Source organism: Mycoplasmopsis felifaucium ATCC 43428, from assembly GCF_000687775.1.
Taxonomy (GTDB): domain Bacteria; phylum Bacillota_I; class Bacilli_A; order Mycoplasmatales; family Metamycoplasmataceae; genus Mycoplasmopsis; species Mycoplasmopsis felifaucium.
In genome coordinates this window covers 38092-52789 of record NZ_JHXS01000004.1, presented here as the reverse complement: position 1 = coordinate 52789, position 14698 = coordinate 38092, and the positions used below count along the sequence as shown (strand labels likewise).

At 31.3% G+C, this 14698-nt stretch carries 25 protein-coding genes and 1 rRNA gene; 4 read left to right on the top strand and 22 right to left on the bottom strand.

The features are described 5' to 3' along the window. Positions 1-288 (bottom strand): 16S ribosomal RNA (locus T390_RS0101150); the annotation flags it as partial. Positions 289-570: 282 nt separating this feature from the next. Here T390_RS0101150 and T390_RS0101145 point away from each other — a divergent pair. Beyond that, positions 571-1557 carry a histidine-type phosphatase gene (locus T390_RS0101145; protein WP_027334709.1) on the top strand — a complete coding sequence of 329 codons (987 nt, stop codon included), beginning with the start codon at positions 571-573 and terminating at the stop codon, positions 1555-1557. A gap of 104 nt (positions 1558-1661) precedes the next feature. Here the strand turns inward: T390_RS0101145 and rplO are convergent, their stop codons facing one another. From rplO to rpsJ, 20 genes are all read right to left on the bottom strand, one after another. Continuing rightward, positions 1662-2096 (bottom strand): 50S ribosomal protein L15, encoded by a 435-nt coding sequence (gene rplO, locus T390_RS0101140; RefSeq protein ID WP_027334708.1) that lies wholly within the window; start codon positions 2094-2096, stop codon positions 1662-1664. A 27-nt stretch (positions 2097-2123) separates the two neighbouring features. Next, entirely contained in the window at positions 2124-2789 is a 666-nt protein-coding gene (gene rpsE, locus T390_RS0101135; protein ID WP_027334707.1) for a 30S ribosomal protein S5, read from the bottom strand. Further along, complete coding sequence (gene rplR / locus T390_RS0101130; protein ID WP_027334706.1) at positions 2789-3139, bottom strand: 50S ribosomal protein L18; 351 nt, start codon at positions 3137-3139, stop codon at positions 2789-2791. The genes rpsE and rplR overlap by 1 nt, the downstream gene beginning before the upstream one ends. Positions 3140-3163: 24 nt before the next feature. Continuing rightward, positions 3164-3703: a 50S ribosomal protein L6 gene (rplF, locus tag T390_RS0101125; RefSeq protein WP_027334705.1), complete on the bottom strand. Its 540-nt coding sequence runs from the start codon at positions 3701-3703 to the stop codon at positions 3164-3166. 10 nt (positions 3704-3713) lie between these two features. Further along, entirely contained in the window at positions 3714-4109 is a 396-nt protein-coding gene (gene rpsH / locus T390_RS0101120; protein WP_027334704.1) for a 30S ribosomal protein S8, read from the bottom strand. Positions 4110-4111: 2 nt separating this feature from the next. Next, positions 4112-4297 (bottom strand): type Z 30S ribosomal protein S14, encoded by a 186-nt coding sequence (locus T390_RS0101115; RefSeq protein WP_027334703.1) that lies wholly within the window; start codon positions 4295-4297, stop codon positions 4112-4114. Between the two features lie 2 nt (positions 4298-4299). Beyond that, positions 4300-4845: a 50S ribosomal protein L5 gene (rplE, locus tag T390_RS0101110; RefSeq protein ID WP_027334702.1), complete on the bottom strand. Its 546-nt coding sequence runs from the start codon at positions 4843-4845 to the stop codon at positions 4300-4302. A gap of 2 nt (positions 4846-4847) precedes the next feature. Further along, entirely contained in the window at positions 4848-5177 is a 330-nt protein-coding gene (gene rplX / locus T390_RS0101105) for a 50S ribosomal protein L24 (RefSeq protein WP_027334701.1), read from the bottom strand. Between the two features lie 12 nt (positions 5178-5189). Then, complete coding sequence (rplN, locus tag T390_RS0101100; protein ID WP_027334700.1) at positions 5190-5558, bottom strand: 50S ribosomal protein L14; 369 nt, start codon at positions 5556-5558, stop codon at positions 5190-5192. Positions 5559-5560: 2 nt separating this feature from the next. Then, positions 5561-5827, bottom strand: coding sequence for a 30S ribosomal protein S17 (rpsQ, locus tag T390_RS0101095; protein ID WP_027334699.1), 267 nt, complete (start codon positions 5825-5827; stop codon positions 5561-5563). Then, on the bottom strand, positions 5827-6027 hold the full coding sequence (gene rpmC / locus T390_RS0101090; protein WP_027334698.1) for a 50S ribosomal protein L29: 201 nt from the start codon (positions 6025-6027) through the stop codon (positions 5827-5829). Before rpmC ends, rpsQ begins: the two co-directional genes overlap by 1 nt. Beyond that, positions 6027-6452 carry a 50S ribosomal protein L16 gene (gene rplP / locus T390_RS0101085; protein WP_027334697.1) on the bottom strand — a complete coding sequence of 142 codons (426 nt, stop codon included), beginning with the start codon at positions 6450-6452 and terminating at the stop codon, positions 6027-6029. The genes rpmC and rplP overlap by 1 nt, the downstream gene beginning before the upstream one ends. Next, on the bottom strand, positions 6430-7104 hold the full coding sequence (rpsC, locus tag T390_RS0101080) for a 30S ribosomal protein S3 (protein WP_027334696.1): 675 nt from the start codon (positions 7102-7104) through the stop codon (positions 6430-6432). The genes rplP and rpsC overlap by 23 nt, the downstream gene beginning before the upstream one ends. A gap of 1 nt (position 7105) precedes the next feature. Continuing rightward, positions 7106-7447: a 50S ribosomal protein L22 gene (rplV, locus tag T390_RS0101075; RefSeq protein WP_027334695.1), complete on the bottom strand. Its 342-nt coding sequence runs from the start codon at positions 7445-7447 to the stop codon at positions 7106-7108. A 2-nt stretch (positions 7448-7449) separates the two neighbouring features. Further along, a complete protein-coding gene (gene rpsS, locus T390_RS0101070) occupies positions 7450-7725 on the bottom strand; it encodes a 30S ribosomal protein S19 (protein ID WP_027334694.1) in 276 nt (91 codons plus the stop codon). Further along, positions 7725-8570 (bottom strand): 50S ribosomal protein L2, encoded by an 846-nt coding sequence (gene rplB, locus T390_RS0101065; RefSeq protein WP_027334693.1) that lies wholly within the window; start codon positions 8568-8570, stop codon positions 7725-7727. Before rplB ends, rpsS begins: the two co-directional genes overlap by 1 nt. Before the next feature lie 66 nt (positions 8571-8636). Beyond that, positions 8637-9113 (bottom strand): 50S ribosomal protein L23, encoded by a 477-nt coding sequence (gene rplW / locus T390_RS0101060; protein WP_027334692.1) that lies wholly within the window; start codon positions 9111-9113, stop codon positions 8637-8639. Continuing rightward, positions 9113-10060 (bottom strand): 50S ribosomal protein L4, encoded by a 948-nt coding sequence (rplD, locus tag T390_RS04255; RefSeq protein ID WP_051590836.1) that lies wholly within the window; start codon positions 10058-10060, stop codon positions 9113-9115. The genes rplW and rplD overlap by 1 nt, the downstream gene beginning before the upstream one ends. Beyond that, positions 10060-10869, bottom strand: coding sequence for a 50S ribosomal protein L3 (gene rplC, locus T390_RS0101050; protein ID WP_027334690.1), 810 nt, complete (start codon positions 10867-10869; stop codon positions 10060-10062). The genes rplD and rplC overlap by 1 nt, the downstream gene beginning before the upstream one ends. A 55-nt stretch (positions 10870-10924) precedes the next feature. Beyond that, the gene (rpsJ, locus tag T390_RS0101045; RefSeq protein ID WP_027334689.1) at positions 10925-11230 is read right to left on the bottom strand and encodes a 30S ribosomal protein S10; all 306 of its coding nucleotides are present in this window, start codon (positions 11228-11230) and stop codon (positions 10925-10927) included. 563 nt (positions 11231-11793) lie between these two features. Here rpsJ and T390_RS0101040 point away from each other — a divergent pair. Beyond that, complete coding sequence (locus T390_RS0101040; protein ID WP_027334688.1) at positions 11794-12069, top strand: HU family DNA-binding protein; 276 nt, start codon at positions 11794-11796, stop codon at positions 12067-12069. Here the strand turns inward: T390_RS0101040 and recU are convergent, their stop codons facing one another. Beyond that, on the bottom strand, positions 12070-12564 hold the full coding sequence (gene recU, locus T390_RS0101035) for a Holliday junction resolvase RecU (RefSeq protein ID WP_036435944.1): 495 nt from the start codon (positions 12562-12564) through the stop codon (positions 12070-12072). It lies immediately after the preceding gene. Between the two features lie 183 nt (positions 12565-12747). Between recU and recA the strand changes: the two genes are divergently transcribed. After that, complete coding sequence (gene recA, locus T390_RS0101030) at positions 12748-13731, top strand: recombinase RecA (protein ID WP_027334686.1); 984 nt, start codon at positions 12748-12750, stop codon at positions 13729-13731. A 98-nt stretch (positions 13732-13829) separates the two neighbouring features. Beyond that, positions 13830-14663 (top strand): TIGR00282 family metallophosphoesterase, encoded by an 834-nt coding sequence (locus T390_RS0101025; protein WP_027334685.1) that lies wholly within the window; start codon positions 13830-13832, stop codon positions 14661-14663. Positions 14664-14698: the final 35 nt, after the last annotated feature.

The following is a 14698-nucleotide window of genomic DNA, read 5'->3' as shown; positions in this document are numbered from 1 at the left end:
AACCCCGCTAAACATCATCGCCTTGGTGGGCCGTTACCTCACCAACTAGCTAATGTTGCGCACCCCGATCTCTCAGCGAAGCAAACGCTTCTTTTATATTATGATCATGCGATCTTAATAAGTATTTGGTATTATCGAACGTTTCCGTTCGCTATCCCAATCTGAGAGGTACGTTGAGTACGTGTTACTCACCCATTCGCCGCTATGCTATTGCTAGCATCGCACGACATGCATGTATTAGGCACACAGCCAGCGTTCATCCTGAGCCAGGATCAAACTCTCGAAAAAATTGACTGTCATGTTTATATATCTAGTTTTCAAAGAACAATTTTCTGCTAAAAAATATAGCTTATTTATTATATATAAAATCTAATAAAAAGAAGAATATTTTTTAATATTTTTTTTAGCTAATTCATCATTGATGTAAAAGCAATATTTATTATATATAAGTTTCAAAAAAGCAAATAAATTTTTTTAATTTTTTAATCAATATTCATTAACTATTGCTTTATATTTAATGAAATGCTTATATATAATATATATATTACTATATTTATAAGAAAGGGAACGATGAAAAAAATAATTTTTAGTAGACATGGTTTAAGATATCCTTTTTTCACTAAAGAGAAGTCATTAAACTTTTTTAATAAAGATATATTAAATTGAGAAGATGAAAACGTAGGTAATCCAACTTTAACTAAAAAGGGCGCGTTAATCGAGCTAAGATTTGGGCAATGATTAAAGGATTATTTACAAGTTAAGGAAGATACATCTTTAAAAGTAATCGCTAATTCAACTTATAGAACATATGAAACTGCTCAATTATTATCATTAGGCTTAAAACCAGGACAAGATACATATATAGAATGTAAAGATAAAACTTTTAAAAGTGAAGATGATAACTTTCAAGCTAGATATATTAATGAAAGCTATATAGATTGACGAAAATTACATGATTTTGATGAAACTTCAAAGGATATTTATCAAAAAATAAATCATATTTTTAAACTTGATAATAACTGCAAATATAATCAAGAGAAAACTAACTTTGAATTAGCACCAGTTTGATATAAAACAAGTGGTCCATTGTTTATGTCTTCAAGTTTTTCGGATGTTTTACAACTTAAATATTATTTAGGTTTTAAAGAGGCAGATATCTTTAAATCTGTTGATTTTATTAACGATTTGAAAATGATGCTTAAGGCAAAAGATAGGGTTTTAGATTTTATTTTTGCTAACAAAAAACTTTTAAGTGATGGTGAGCAAAATATTTATAAGTTAATTAAAAAAGAAGCTAAGAATGATACTGATTTAACTTTAATTGTGGGACACGATACAAGTATCGCTAGTTTGTTGTGTATGTTAGATATACAAATGCCCGAGCATAATCAACTTGAGAAATATCCAATTGGTTCTAAAGTAATATTTACAATACACGATGATGAAACATTTGATTTAGAATATACCTTTTTTGATTATGAAGATATTAGAAACTTTCAAATTGATGCAACACCTAAGGTTATTTCACTTGGTAAAGGTTTAAAATTCAAGTATTAATAATTTAAGTAAAAGGATGAAGTAGTCCTTTTACTTTTTATTAATAAAAAATTAAGAATATAAAAATAGGCATTACTGCCTATTATATTATGTGAATTATAGAATTATAATTCTGTGAATTTACCTCCAGCTTTTTCAAGTGCTTCAATAGCTGATGCACTAGCTGAATGAAGTGTTACATTAAGTTTCTTTGTTAATTTACCGTTTGCAAGTAATTTAACAGGTAATTGTCTTTTTACTAAGTTTGCTTTGAATAAAGCCTCTAAATCAACTGTAGCACCATTTTCAAATGTTTTTTCTAAGTCTGCTAAGCTAACAATTTGGTATTCAACGTGGTTAACGTTTGTGAATCCACGTTTACCAATACGACGGAATCAAGGAGTTTGACCACCTTCGAATCCTAATCTGTGTCCGTGACGTTTGTTTTGACCTGATTGACCTTTACCTGCTTGTTTACCTTTACCAGCAGCGTGTCCACGACCTACACGGTGTTTGTCTGTACGTGAACCAGGTGTACTTTTTAATTCATGTAATTTCATAAATTTATCTCCTTAATAATTATTTTTCTATCCAAGAAGATCTTTAACGTCTTTATCACGGATTTCAGCAATTTTTTCAGGTTCTCTTAATGCTAATAATGCTTTAAGAGTTGCTCTAACGATGTTAGCTTTTGAACGAGAACCATAAGTTTTTGTATAAATATCTGTATAACCTGCTAATTCAACTACAGCACGAACTGTACCTGAAGCTACAATACCTTTACCTTTTGGAGCTGGTTTTAACATAACACGAGAAGCTAAGAATTTAGCATGTACTTCGTGAGGTACTGTAATTTTGTTGTAAATTGGAACTGTAATTAAGTGGTTTTTAGCATCTTTAACGGCTTTTTTGATTGCGTCAGGAACTTCATTTGATTTTCCGTGACCGAAACCAACATGACCTTTTTTGTCACCTACAACAACGAATGCTGCAAATGAGAATCTACGACCACCTTTAACAACTTTAGTTACACGGCTGATCATAACAACTTTTTCAGAAAAGTCATTATGTGAATCGCCAAATTCATTTCTATTTACTCTTGGTCTTCTTCTTTCAAATTTACCTTGTTGTGATTTTTGATCTTGGTTTGCTTTGCTTTCTCAAATTTGTTTTTTGTCAGCTGGTTTTTTAGGAGCACTAACTACTTTAGTAGCACTAGCTTTAGATACGTTTAATTTCTTTTCTTCTGCCATTAGAATTTAACTCCTTTTGATCTTACAGCTTCTGCGAAAGCTTTAACACGTCCATGGTAAATGTATCCTGAACGGTCAAAAACAATTTGACTGATTTTAGCTTTATTAATAAGTTCGCCCATTTTTTCACCTAGAGCAGTAGCGGCTTTAACACCACCGTTGTATTTTCCATTTTCAAGTGTTGAAACACTTAAAATTGTTATTCCAGTTTCGTCGTTAATTAATTGTGCATAAAAGTTTTGAAGTGATTTGAATACGCATAAACGAGGTTTAACTGCTGTACCTCTAATGTGTTGACGTTCACGCAAGTGTTTAACTTTACGTGCTTGATTTCTTGATAAAATAGCCATCTTTTAAAATCCTTTCTTATCAAACTACTTAGAAGCAGTTTTTCCTTCTTTACGACGAATAACTTCGTCTTTGTATGCAACACCTTTACCTGAGTAAGGGTTTGGTTTACGAACTGCACGAACAACTGTAGCAAATTGACCAACTTTTTCTTTGTCAATACCTGAAACTGTCATTTCAGTTGCTTTTGGACATTCAACTTTAACACTTGATGGAATTTCAATGTTAACTAAGTGTGAATAACCTGCAGCAACTTCTAAAATATTACCTTTAATTGTGAATTTGTAACCAACACCTTTGATTACTAATTCTTTTTTGAAACCTTTAGAAACACCTTCTAACATGTTTTCAATTACAGCATTTGTTGTACCGTGTAATTGTTTTGTGTGTTTTTCTTCATTAGCACGAATTGTCGAAAGTTCTTGACCTTCAATTTTAATAGCAATAAGAGGGCTGAATGTTCTTTCAAGTGTTCCAAGTGGACCTTGAACTGTAACTAATGTACCATTTAATGTTACAGTAACACCAGCTGGAATAGTTAAAACTCTGTTTCCAACACGAGACATCTACACCTCCCTATCAAATGTAGGCGATAACTTCGCCACCTACATTTTCCTTACGTGCTTGTTTTTCTGTCATCATGCCTTTTGAAGTTGAGATTATAGCTGTACCATAGCCTGATAAAACTCTTGGTAAATTGCTTGCTTGAGCATAAACTCTTAAACCTGGTTTTGAAACACGTTTGAAATCAACAATAGCTGATTGATTACCTTTGTATTTTAAAGCCACTTCAAGAACTTTGTCTTTGCCTTTGCCTTTTGGAGTAACACTAGCGATATAACCTTCGTTTAATAGAATGTCTAGAATTCTTTCTTTTTTAGTAGAAAATGGAATCATAACTGTTTTGAATTTTCTTTGGTTAGCATTTTTAATTCTAACAATCATATCTGAAATAGGATCTGTTATAAACATAATTATCAACTCGCTTTCTTCATGCCAGGAATTTTACCTTCATGAGCTAATACACGGAAGCAAATACGGCACACTTTGTATTTTCTTAAAACAGCGTGTGGACGTCCACATAATTCACAACGTGTGTAAGCACGTGTTGAGAATTTAGCGTGTTTCTTTTGCTTTGCTTTTAATGAAACTTTAGCCATAATTATTTTTCTCCTTTAGCAAATGGGATTCCGATTAATTCTAATAAACTTCTTGCTTCTTTATCGCTGTTTGTTGATGTAATTAATTGAACATCAAGACCTTTAATTTTACGAATTTTGTCAAATTCAATTTCAGGGAAGATAATTTCTTCTTTTACTCCTAAAGAATAATTACCTCTACCGTCGAATGCTTTAGGGTTTGCACCTCTAAAATCACGAATACGTGGCATTGCAACGTTAATTAATTTTTCAAGGAAATCTCACATACGTTCTCTACGTAATGTAACTTTTCCACCCATTGGCATACCTTCACGTAATTTTCATGAAGCGTTTGATTTTTTAGCACGGGTTTGGAATGGTTTTTGACCAGAGATTAAGGTTAGTTCGTTAAGAACTTCTTCAATTGCTTTAGAGTTAGTAACTTCTTTACCAGCTGTCATATTTAAAATGATTTTTTCTAATCTTGGAACTTGCATTACAGAATCATATTTGTATTCCTTCATTAATGCTGGAACAACTTCTTTAATGTATTTTTCTTTTAATTTCATAATTAGTATTCCTTCTTAGTTTTACGTAATACACGCGTTTTTGATCCGTCTTTGTTTAATTTGTATCCAAGTTTTGAATATGTAGCTGGAGAATTTTTTGTTGCTTTTTTAACTAAAATAGATAAGTTTGAAATATGAATAGGAGCTTCGTGTTTTTTGATTGAACCTTCTGTGTTACCTTGTGTTGGTTTTACGTGTTTTGTTACTATATTTACATCTTTAACGATTGCTGTGTTTGTTTTGAAATCTGTTCTAACAATACGGCCTGTTTTGCCTTTGTGTGAACCAGCAATAACAACAACTTCGTCGTTTTTCTTGAATTTAATTTTCATATTTACCTCGAACTATAATACTTCAGGTGCTAATGAAACGATTTTTAAGTAACCTTTATCACGTAATTCACGAGCAACAGGACCAAACACACGAGTTCCTCTTAATGATTTATCATCTTTGATTAATACTACTGCATTGTCATCAAAACGAATGTATGAACCGTTTTCACGGTGAATGCCATAAACTGATCTTACGATAACAGCTTTAACAACTTGACCTTCCTTAACTAAACCATTAGGAATAGCTTTTTTAACTGAACAAATAATAACATCACCAATGTTAGCAGTTTTCTTACGAGAACCGCCTAACACTCTAATAACACCAACTTCCTTAGCACCCGAGTTGTCAGCTACGTTTAATTTAGATAATTCTAAAACCATAACTATTCATTTCCTTCAGTTGCGTTTTGTTTAATTGATACTAAACGGAAGTGTTTTGTTTTTGATAATGGGCGTGTTTCCATAATTGTAACGATGTCATTTACTTTAGCAAGGTTTTGTCCATCATGAACTGCGAATTTTTTAACAACTCTATAACGTTTTGAGTATAAGTTATGTGAACGGTAGCTTTCAACTTCAACGATGATTGTTTTATCACCACGAGTTGATAGTACACGACCTTGTAATGTTTTACGTGTATTTCTTTCCATTATTTAGCTCCTTCAGTTTCTTTTAATTTTAATGCGGTCAAGCATTTTGCGATATCACGACGGATTAATTTAATTTTGTGACTTTGGTCTAATGAACCTGTAGCATTTCTAAATCTTAATGTTCATAATTCAGCTTTTAAATCTTGGATTAATTTTTGAAGTTCATCAACTGATTTAACTTTTATATCTTTATAAAGCATTATTGTTGACCTCCTTCATTTTTAGCAACAATTCTTCATGAAACTGGTAATTTGTGTCCACCTAATCTTAAAGCATCACGTGCAACATCTTCGCTAACACCTGAAACTTCGAACATCATTGTGTTAACTTTAACTGCACAATATCATTTATCTGGAGAACCTTTACCTGAACCCATACGTACACCGATAGGTTTGCTTGTTTTTGCGAAGTGAGGGAAGATTCTAATGAAAACTTGACCTTCACGACCCATTCTACGTGTAATAGCAATACGGGCCGATTCGATTTGACGAGCGTCAACTCATGATGAGGTAACAGCTTGTAAACCAAATTCACCAAATGCTACTGTATTTCCTTTGTGTGCTTTTCTTTTATCATGAGGTACTGAGAAAGGCTTACGATATTTAGTTCTTTTTGGTTGAAGCATCTTTAGCACCCCCTTCTAAAATTTCACCTTTAGAGATTCAAACTTTAACACCAATAGCACCATAGATTGTTCTAGCTGTCGCTGTAGCGTAATCTACATCTTGTCTAAGTGTGTGAAGTCTCATTTCTCCACGGTTGTAACCTTCAGCTCTAGCCATATCAACACCGTTAAGACGACCAGAAACTTGAGTTTTAATACCTTTAGCTCCCGCTTTTAATGCTTCATTAATAACTTGTTTTTGAGCGATACGGAAACTTTCACGGTTTTCTAATCTTTGAGCAATAGCTTCTGCAGCTAATCTTGCATTTAATTCAGGTTGTTTAAGAAGAACAACTTGTAAATTAATATCAACATGTTTGTTTTTAAGGTATTTGTGTAAATCTGTAAGTAATTTTTCAATGTTAACACCATTTTCACCTAATACTTTAGCAGGTTGTGCTGAGTGGATGAAAACTGTAACTTTGTTAGCTTGGTTTCTTTTGATTTGAACATTTCCAATTTGGTATTTTCTAACTAATTTATCGAAGAATTTGTAAATCTTAGCATCCATTACTAAGTTTTCACCGTAATGTTTCTTTTCAGCAAATCATACAGTGTTAATTTCTTTAGTAACTCCATAACGGAAACCATTTGGATTAACTTTTTGTCCCATATTATTCTCTTTCCTCTAATGTAATTGATAAGTTAGATGTTCTTTTGAAAATTGAGTATGCTCTACCTTGTGAGTGAGGTTGGTATCTTTTAAGTGTTGGACCTTCATTAACTAAAACTTCTTTAACAAATAATTTTGTGGCATCCATTCCGTGGTTGTTTGTTGCATTAGCAATGGCTGAGTTTAATAATTTAATAAATAATTCTGATGATTTTTTGTTTGTATTGTTAAGAATACCGAGAGCAACTCTAACGTCTTTGCCTCTAAATAAATCAGCAACTAAACGAGCTTTACGAGCTGAAACTCTTTGAATTTTAACGTGTGCTTTTGCTTGTTGAGCCATAATTATTTTTTACCTTTATCTGCACCGTGACCGCTGTAGGTTCTTGTAGGTACAAATTCACCTAATTTGTGACCAACCATATCATCAGTTACATAAACATCAATAAATTGACGACCATTGTGAACTTGGAATGTTAAACCTATAAAACTTGGGAAGATTGTTGAACGTCTTGATCATGTTTTAATAGGTTTTTTTGGAGCTTTGCCTTCAACGATAGCATCTACTTTTTTAAGTAAGTGTTCGTCAGCAAATGGACCTTTTTTAAGACTACGTGACATTATTTAGAGTCCTTTCTTCTTCTTAAAATTAATTTGTTTGAAGATTTCTTAGTTTTTCTTGTTTTAACACCAAGAGCTTTTTTACCTCAAGGTGTAAGAGGAGCTTTACGTCCAACTGGTTGTTTACCTTCACCACCACCATGAGGGTGATCGATTGGGTTCATTACAGAACCACGAACTGTAGGACGAACACCTAAGTATCTATTTCTACCAGCTTTACCTAAGTCAACAAGTAAATGTTCTTCATTGCCAACTGAACCAATTGTTGCACGACAACGAGCTAAAATTCTACGAGTTTCACCTGATTTTAGACGTAAAACAACATATTTACCATTGTCATCTTTACCTAAGATTTGTGCTGATGTACCAGCACTTCTTGCAATAATACCTCCACCACCTGGTTGCATTTCTACGTTGTGTACAAATGTACCTTCAGGGATGTTTGCTAATGGAAGACAGTTACCAACAAGAATATCAGCTTTTGATCCTGAAATAACTGTTTGTCCAACTTTAATGCCTTCTGGGGCTAAAATGTATCTTTTTTCTCCATCTAAGTATGCTAATAAACAAATGTTTGCTGATCTGTTTGGATCATATTCAATTGTTTTAACAATAGCTGGAATATTATCTTTGTTACGTTTAAAGTCGATAATTCTGTAGTATCTCTTTACACGACCACCTTGGTGGCGAACTGTAATTTTACCTTGGTTATTACGACCTGAGTTTTTCTTTAAAATAACCATTAAAGATTTTTCAGGTGCATGACCAGATAAATTCTTTGTGTAATCAAGAGATGACATATTACGGCGACCATTTGTAACTGGCTTGTAATGTTTAATTGCCATTTCTTTTCTCCTTGCTTAAAAATAGTTGAGGAATTTTTCTTTTAAGCAAAATTAAATCCTCGTTTATTAATCTTTTTTAGGTTCTTTTTTAGGAGCTACTTTTTTAGCTTCTTTTTTTTCTGTTTTAGCAGCTTCTAATTTTTGAGCTTTTTTTGCTGCTAATTTTTCAGCAACTTTATTTTCTTTTTCTGTTGCTTTTGCTTTTTCTTCAGCTTTAGCTTTTTTGTCTAATTCAGCTTTTTCAGCGTCTTTAGCTTCTTCTTGTTGTGGGTAGTATTGAATTAAGTAACCTTCAGCTAATTTAACAATAGCTTTTTTGTAACGGTTATCAAAACCTGAGAAACGACCTAATCTTGTAGGTTTTTTATCAACTTTAATTGTGTTAACATCAAGAACTTTAACTTTGAAAATGAATTCAACAGCTTTTTTAATTTGGTATTTATTTGCAGCGTAATCAACTTCGAATGTATAAACGTTTTTACTTAATTGTTCGTTTGTTTTTTCAGTAATAATAGGTTTACGAATAATACGTGTAAGTTCCATTATTTAACTCTCCCTTCGAAGTTTGCTAAACCTTCATTAGATAACACTAATACGTCTGCTCAAATTAAGTTTTCAACTGAAACAGAGTTTGGTTTAACACAAATAACATTTTGTAAGTTGTTTAATGATTTGTAAACAACTTCATCTGTTGTAACTACTAAAACGTGTTTTAAGTTAGCAACTTTTAGTGATGTTAATTTATTTAAAGCAGCTTTTGTTGAAATTTTTTCTAATTTCAAGTCATCAACAATAACAGCGTTGTTTTTTGCTAATAATGTTAAAGCTGAAATGAAGGCAGCTTTACGAACTTTCTTGTTAACTTTTAAGTTGTAATTACGTTCTGGAGTTGGTCCAAATACTGTTCCACCACCTACTCATATTGGTGATCTTGTTGATCCTGAACGAGCACGTCCTGTTCCTTTTTGTCTTCAAGGTTTTTTACCACCACCTCTAACTTCTGCACGAGTTTTGGTGTCATGTGTACCTTGACGCATTGCTGCACGGTCTGACATAATTGTGTCGAAAATAGCTTGTGCATAGATCTTTTCAGAAGCAAATAATGAAGGGTTTAATGATTTAGAATCAAAGTCTAATACCATTACCTTTGCAAAACTTTCTTCTTCAACACCACGAGATTTTGAAGCTAACACTTTAACTTTAGGTTTAGCTGTTTCGATCTTTGTGCTTACTCTTTTTGTTTTCGCAACTGTTTCTTTAACTTCATCTAAAGTTTCTTTTGCAACTGAAGCAGTTGATTTAACTTTAGTTTGAGCTAATTCGTCTGCAGTTTTCTTTGTAGCTCTTTTAACTTTAGCTTCTTGAGCTTTCATTTCGTTTGTAGTTGCTTTTTTAGCTTTTGTTGTTTTTGCTACAGAAGTTTCACTTTTAGCAGTAGCTTTTTTAGTTGTTGTAGACTTAGCTGTTTTCTTTAATTCTTGTTCAGCCATTATTTATCTCCTTCAGCTTTTGCATTTGCTTCTTCTTCAGCTTTAAGAATAAGTGGTTCTAATTCTGCTGAAGTCATTCCTGCTAATACTTCAATATTGAATTTCTTTGCTCTTTCAACAAGTTCATTCATTTTAACAACTTCTTTAACATCAACAAGTTTAATAGCTTCTTTAGCTGGTAAACCTTTAACAGCTTCTTTAATAACTACAAATGAATTTTTAGCACCAGGAATTGAACCTTTAACTAATAGGTAATTGTTCGTTAAGTCAACTTTAACAATTTCTAAGTTTTGAACTGTTGTTCTAACATTACCTAAATGACCTGGCATTGTCATACCTTTGTAAACTCTGTTTCCTGAAATATCACCAAGAGAACCAGTTTGTCTAATAGGTTGACTACCACCACCACCACCGTGTGATTTAGGTCCTATGTGTTGGTTTCATCTTTTAATTGTACCGGCGAAACCTTTACCTTTTGATGTACCGATAACGTCAACAAGTTCACCAGCAGCGAAAATGCTTGCATTTACTTCTTGACCTAATTCATAACCATCCATGTTACGAATTTCTTTTGTGTATTGCTTAGGTGTTGTTTTAGCTTTAGCAAATTGACCTGCATCAGGTTTGTTTGTTCTTTTAGCTTTCTTTTCACCAGTAGATAATTGTGTAGCTACATAGCCATTAGCTTCTACTGAAAGAACTTTTGTAACAACATTTGGTTTAACTTCAATAACTGTTACAGGAACTCTTTTACCGAATTCTGTGTAGATTTGAGTCATCCCAACCTTACGTCCTAAGATTCCTTTCATATCTCATCTCCTTTAAATTTATGATGACCATTGCTTGTTTAAAACAAGATGGAATTTATTTTTCAGATACTTGAACTTCAACACCTGAAGGTAATTCAAGTCTTTTAATTTGATCGATTGTTTTTGAATCTGGGTTGATTAAAACAACTAATCTTTGAAAAGTTCTACTTTCAAATTGTTCACGTGATTTTTTGTTAATGTGAACACTTCTAAGAATTGTAACAACTTCTCTTTTTGTCGGAAGAGGAACTGGTCCACTGAATTCTGTTTTAGTTTTTTCAGCAAGTTCAACAATTTTTCTTGCCGCAAAATCTACAAGTGAGTGGTCAAAACTCTTCACTTTGATATTTAATTTACTCATCGTTGCCTCCTTTGTTCATTAATGAACTTTACTCCGCAAAAATTTCTCAAAATGTCCTTGACAACATTGGCAATTTGACAACCTTTTGCTTCTTAGTAAATAGTTACATTTTCAATTATAGACGAAAATGCATTTTTAAAAAGGAAAAAATAAAAAAATATTAGATGTTTATGAAGTTACATAAAGGTTTTTAAAATAAAACGCAATATATACAAGTATATATTGTTTTTGAGTATTTTGAAACTATTAATCGGTTTTTTAGATTAATATATTTTTAGTTTTGCAGTTAAATAAATTAGAAAATGAAACACAAATAAGCGTTGTGATATCGCAGTAACAAAAAATATTTAAAATGTATATAACAAAATATTATATGCTGATAAAAGAACAAATTTGAAATGCGTTGTTAAACAAAAATATAGTCTTTAATTCGTAAGAAATGATATATATAAAATTTTCATAATTTTTCCGTTAATATCTTAAATATAGTTAAAAAAGTTTTTATTTATAAATGTAAAACTAAAAATATAGTATTATATTATTAATAAAAAGAAGGAGTTAAAATGACTAAAAAAGAATTTATTAAAGCAGTTGCTGAAAGATTAGAAGTTCCAGTTAGAGTTGCAGATCAATACTTCGATGCATTCTTATTTGTGCTAAAAGAAGAATTAATCGCTGAAAACAAAGTTCAACTTTCTAATTTAGGTATTTTTGAAACAAAAATTAGAAGAGGACGTGAAACAATTAATCCATTTACTTCAGAAGAATTATCAGTACCTGAAAAACGTGTAGTTAAATTTACACCATCTAAATATTTAAAAGAACTAGTTAACTTCTAGTTATATATTCAAAATAGGTAAAAAATCAATAATGCCAGGAAATACTAAAGGTATGATTTTGCCTATTTTTTTAATTTCTAAATATTTGAATTCTTTTGTATTATACATTTGAAGTAAATGGCCAAAATCCAATAGATAAAACTCATTAGTTTGATTAAAAAACACAATCAAAAATGAAATACCACCGTTTGCATGTATTTGTTTTAAATATTCAATTTGGTGTTTTTTTATATTAGATATAGGTAAATAATTTTCATTAGTTGTTTTTGCTTCAAATGCAACGAATTTGCCTTTAAAACAGCCGATATAGTCAACTGTTGATTTTTTATAAACAAAAGCTTCTTCAGCTTTAAGTTGATTATTTATTGTTTTAATTCCTTTAAATTTAATGGGAAGATTTTTCTTTTCAATGAATGCTATACCATTTTCATAATAATATAAAATTGTTCTGTTAATAATATCTTCTAGTAACATTCCCCTATTTTTATATGTCATATTTTTATATTTAGATTGTTACGCTAATAGTTTTAAAAAGGAAAAGAAAAATAATTTAATAATGAATTTTTCAAATGTTAGAAAGTTTATAATTTTATAAATAAAAAACGCTTGTTTTTTTCATTTTTTTAAACTTTTAGGCATAACTTTTAAAATGTATTTTTAATAGTTGAAAGGATTAAAATGGACAAAAATAATAATGAAAACTCAACCATAATTAAAGATACATTAAAAGAAATTACTAAAAGATTTGGCGAAGAAGCAATTATGCTTTTTAATAGAGATAAAATAGACGAAAAGATAGAAACGTTCTCAACTGGATCTTATTTATTGAATAATGCAATTGGCGTTGGGGGCTATCCTAAGGGTAGAATCGTTGAAATATATGGCCCTGAAAGTAGTGGAAAAACAACCTTATGTTTACATGCAATTGCGGAGGTTCAAAAAAGTGGTGGGATTGCCGCTTTTATAGACGCAGAACATGCAATTGATCCAAATTACGCTAAAAATTTAGGCGTTGACTTAAATAATTTAATTTTAAGTCAACCCGACAGCGGTGAGCAAGCTATGGAAATTGTAGATATTTTAGCTAAATCAGGAGCTATTGACTTGATTGTTGTTGATAGTGTTGCCGCATTAGTACCTTTAGCTGAGCTTGAAGGCGATATGAAGGATCAGCAAATTGGTATTCAAGCTAGATTGATGTCTAAAGCCTTAAGAAAAATCACTGCAAACTTAAGTAAAAAGAAGACAACAGTTTTATTTGTTAACCAAATTAGAGAAAAAATTGGAGTAATTTTTGGAAACCCTGAAACAACAACTGGTGGAAGAGCTTTAAAATTCTATTCATCAATTAGAATAGAAGTAAGAAAATCAACCTCAATAACCGATGGAAAAGATATCACAGGAAATGAAATTAAAATAAAGGTAGTCAAAAATAAAGTTGCAGCACCTTATAAAAGCTTTACCACTGAAATACTATTTTCAAAAGGTATAGATACCTTAAATGAATTAATTGAATTAGCCTGTGAAAAAGGTATTTTCGTCAAAAAAGGCGCTTGATACTCATATGATGAAAAAAATCTAGCTCAAGGCAAAAAATCACTAAAGGAATTCTTGCAATCTAATCCAGAATTTAAACAGGAAATTGAACAAAAAATACTATAAAACAGGCATTTTGTTTAGTTTATACATTCATTTAATTACTTTTAAATATGTAATATAATTTATGAGTTATTAAAACGTAGATTTGAGGTTTTGTTTTTATGCAAGTTGAAAATAAAATTCGCACAGAAAAAACGCTAAATATATTATTTTTAGGTGATATTTTTGGTAGTTCAGGTATCAAAATTGTCAAAAAATATCTTCCTGAATTAAGAAAAAAACACAATATTGATGTTGTAATTGCTCAAAGTGAAAATGTTTCAGGTCGCAAAGGTTTAAATAGATCAGATTACGAAAAACTTAAAAGTGCAGGAGTAGATATTTTTACTCTCGGAAATCACGTTTGAGCTAAAGATGATATTTTATCAATAATTAACAAGAACGAACTAGTTAGACCAGCAAATATAGATAATTCATATCCCGGAAGTGGCTCTAATGTTTTTTACTTAAAAAACGATATTTCACTACGTGTAACATCGTTAATGGGTATCACTTTCAATAAATTATTAAAACCTTGAGGACAAGAAACGGCAGATAGCTTTTTTGACACAATCGACTCAATTATAGAGTTCAAAGAAAAAACTGATTTTCACTTTGTAGACTTTCATGCAGAAACTACCAGTGAAAAATACGTGCTTGGCTTATATCTAGACGGTAAAATTGATGCAATCTGTGGAACTCATACCCATGTTCAAACCAATGATGCTCACGTACTTCCAAAAGGGACTTGCTATCTTACTGATGCCGGTATGTGTGGACCTTATGATTGTGCTATTGGAGCTAATTTTGACGAAGTTTATGAACATATGCGTTATAATGCTCAAAAGAAGTTTTTAACGTCAAAAAATCCGTCTCAATTAAATGGTGCTGTAATTAAATTACATACAAATAAAAAATTAAATTCTATTAAACTAATCAATATTAGACCATATTAAAAAACTAAGGCTTTTGTTGCCTTAGTTTTTTGTTT